Source organism: Henriciella sp. (assembly GCF_049649345.1).
Lineage (GTDB): Bacteria > Pseudomonadota > Alphaproteobacteria > Caulobacterales > Hyphomonadaceae > Henriciella.
Window position 1 is genome coordinate 1 of the sequence record NZ_JBARZC010000617.1, and the last position, 2,925, is coordinate 2,925.

Annotated in this window: 3 protein-coding genes; 2 read left to right on the forward strand and 1 reads right to left on the reverse strand. The window is 60.4% G+C overall.

Annotation, left to right across the window (positions count from 1 at the left end; genetic code table 11):
• On the forward strand, positions 1-757 hold a 757-nt coding region (locus WA989_RS17135), incomplete at its 5' end, for a hypothetical protein (protein WP_424341694.1).
• Positions 758-889: 132 nt separating this feature from the next.
• Entirely contained in the window at positions 890-1,306 is a 417-nt protein-coding gene (locus tag WA989_RS17140) for a pyridoxamine 5'-phosphate oxidase family protein (RefSeq protein ID WP_424341695.1), read from the forward strand.
• A gap of 146 nt (positions 1,307-1,452) precedes the next feature.
• Here the strand turns inward: WA989_RS17140 and WA989_RS17145 are convergent.
• Positions 1,453-2,925 (reverse strand): S9 family peptidase (locus WA989_RS17145; protein ID WP_424341696.1); only part of this gene is annotated, 1,473 nt, incomplete at its 5' end.

Sequence of the window (2,925 nt, forward strand, 5' to 3'; positions counted from 1 at the left end):
GGCCGACACAGCCGCCACCGCTGACACCTCCTATGTCATGTCCGGCGGCGAAGGCGAAGGAGCAGGTGGCGAAGGCGAAGGCGGAGAGGGCGAAGGCGGTGAAGGCGGCGTCGATATCGCTGCCGCCGCTGAAGACCCGGCCGTCTATCGCAGCGCCCTTGCCGTGACCGAAGCCCATATCCGCGCCGGTATCGATGCGCTGGACGCAGGTGAGCGCCGGGCTGCCGGTGAGATGTTCGCCCATCCGGTCAGTGAAATCCTGTTCGAGCTTGAACCGGTCCTCGTCCAGCAGGGTGTCGATCCATTCGCCGAGAAGCTGATCGACGCCTCTGCGGCCGTGTTCGCAGACGAGCCGGCGGAGGATCTGCGCGCCCGCGCTGAGGATATCATTGCAACGCTCCGCACTGCCGCTGAGAAGGCCCCTGAAGGCACCGACAACACCGCTATCGTGGAAGCCAAAGTCATTGCCGACCAGATCAACCGCGCTGCCGCCCAGTACAATTCGGCCTCGCGCACCGACGCCTATGAGCCCTATCTCGACGGCTATGGTTTCTACAGCACCGCATCAGCCATGCTGAGTGATGACCGCGCCGCCATCGAAGCCGCAGCCCCAGAGTTCACCGCCCAGGCTGACACGGTTCTCGCCCTTCTGGCGGACGCCTATCCCGGCGCGGCCCGTCCTGAAGAGCTTGGCGCGGACCAGTCCGTTCTTACGGCTGCCAATTCGGAGCTGCAATTGCAGGCAAGCGGCCTCTAGACCCACCAGCCACTTTGGATGCCCAGGGGCCGGCCTCCACCCGATGGAGCGCCGGCCTTTTTTGCGACGAGGGGAACAGGCGCCCACCCGGCGGCATTCCTTTTCGGTCTGCACAGAAAGGAAGGACGCCCCATGAGCCAGCTCACCCTCGAGGATATCGCGCAGAAGATGCGCAAGATCGACATCACCATGATGTCCACCCACACAAGCGGCGACGAGATTGCCTCGCGCCCGATGAGCAACAATCGCGACGTCGATTTTGAGGGCACGTCCTATTTCTTCGCCATGGATGATACCCGTACCATTTCCGACATCGAGAAGAATGCGAATGTCGGCCTGACCTATCAGGGCGATGGCGGCTTCCAGATCGCACTCGAAGGCGACGCAGAGCTTGTCCGCGACAAGGGCGAGTTTGAAGGTCACTGGAACCCGGATCTCGATAAATGGTTCGAGGACGGCGTCGACACAGACGGCCTCGTCATGATCAAGGTGGATGCGACCCGCATACATTACTGGAATGGACGCGAGGAAGGCGAAGTGAAGGTCTGATCACTTAGACGTGCGTCACCCTCGATGGCGCAGCCATCTGAGGGTCCATCTCCATCCATTGGAACCGCGCGAAACGCCAATAACAGGAGATAGGCGCCCAGATGAGCTGAGGCTCATCGGGCGTGACGCCAAATTGGAGCGAGGACCTAATCCGCCGCGCTATCTGCCGTTGTCGAAGCTTCGCGGATTGAATCGGTCTTCATCTCGCCCTTGAGATAGGTATCGAGGAAGGTCACGAAGGCCTCAGACGCGGTGATGCGGTTCTCGCGCTTCTGGAAGCCGTGGCCTTCATCGGGGAAGAGGACGTATTCAACCGTGGCGCCATTCTCCCGCGCCGCCGCGACAAGCTCGTCGCTCTCGACCTGCAGGACGCGCGGATCATTGGCGCCCTGGATGACCAGCATCGGCTTGGTTATGTTCTCTGCATGGAAGAGCGGCGAGATGCGTTCGAGCCGTTCAAGGTCAGTCTCCGGGTCGCCCATCTCATCGTAAAGTGCATCGCGGAACGAGCCCCACCATGGCGGGATGGACTGCAGCGTGCGGACCCAGTTGGTCACGCCGAAGATATTAACGCCGACATTGAAGACTTCCGGCTCAAAGGCCAGCGCCGCGGCGACCATGAAGCCACCATACGAGCCGCCAATGATGCCGATCTTGTCCGGGTCGATCCCCTCAACGCCCTCCAAATAGGTGCGCGCCCAGACAATGTCCTGAAGATCCTTCTCGCCATGGTTCTGGTCATCCATGTGGAAGAAGGTCTTGCCGTAACCGGATGAGCCGCGATTGTTCGCCGCGAGGACGGCATAGCCATGGTTCACCAAGTGCTGGATGATCGCCGAATACCCCTTGGTCGACTGGCCGCCGGGGCCGCCATGAACCCAGACCAGCGCCGGCACAGGATCATCCGCCGAGGCCTGCTGCGGCATGTAGAAGACACCGGGGATTTCAAGCCCGTCAAAGCTCTCATAGCGAACCACGCTGGCGGTGACGAGATCGCTCTCATCGATTGCCTCTGGCAGCGCATTGGTCAGCCGGGTGGCCTCGCCTGTATCAAGGTCTGCAAGATAAACATTGAAGGGCGATGTATCGGTGTTCACCCCGAACGCGATCTGGCTCTCATCATCATTGAAGCGGACCTGGCCAAGCTCACCATCGGGAATGCCGGAGAGAGATACATCCTCCCCCGTCTCGTGATCATGTATGGTCAGTTCGGTCACAGCATCGGCATTGATTGCGGAGACGAGGTAGCGGCCTGTCGGGCTGTCAAAGACATAGGAGACATCCCAGTCGGCCTCGATCAGCGGAGATTTCTCGCCCGAGGCGAGATTATAGGTCCAGGCCTGGTTGAACTCGCCGAACTCGTTCGTGGCGTAGATCAGCGTTTCACTGTCGGCGGTGAAGTCATAGACGCCATAGGCGATGTCACCCTCATGCTCGGTGATCAGCTGCTGCTCTGCTGTGTCTGCGAGAAGGTCTACAAGGTAGATATTGGAGTCTGCGTTGGTGCGATCCTTGGAGAGCGCCAGCCAGCGGCCATCCGGCGAGATATCGGCAAGGTCCTTGCCGTCATTTTCAAAGATCATTTCGCGCGAATAATCAGCCGCGCTATAGGCATAGAG

Bases quoted from the DNA above. Each gene is read 5' to 3' on its own strand.
- WA989_RS17140 (WP_424341695.1), top strand. From the start codon at position 890: ATGAGCCAGCTCACCCTCGAGGATATCGCGCAGAAGATGCGCAAGATC.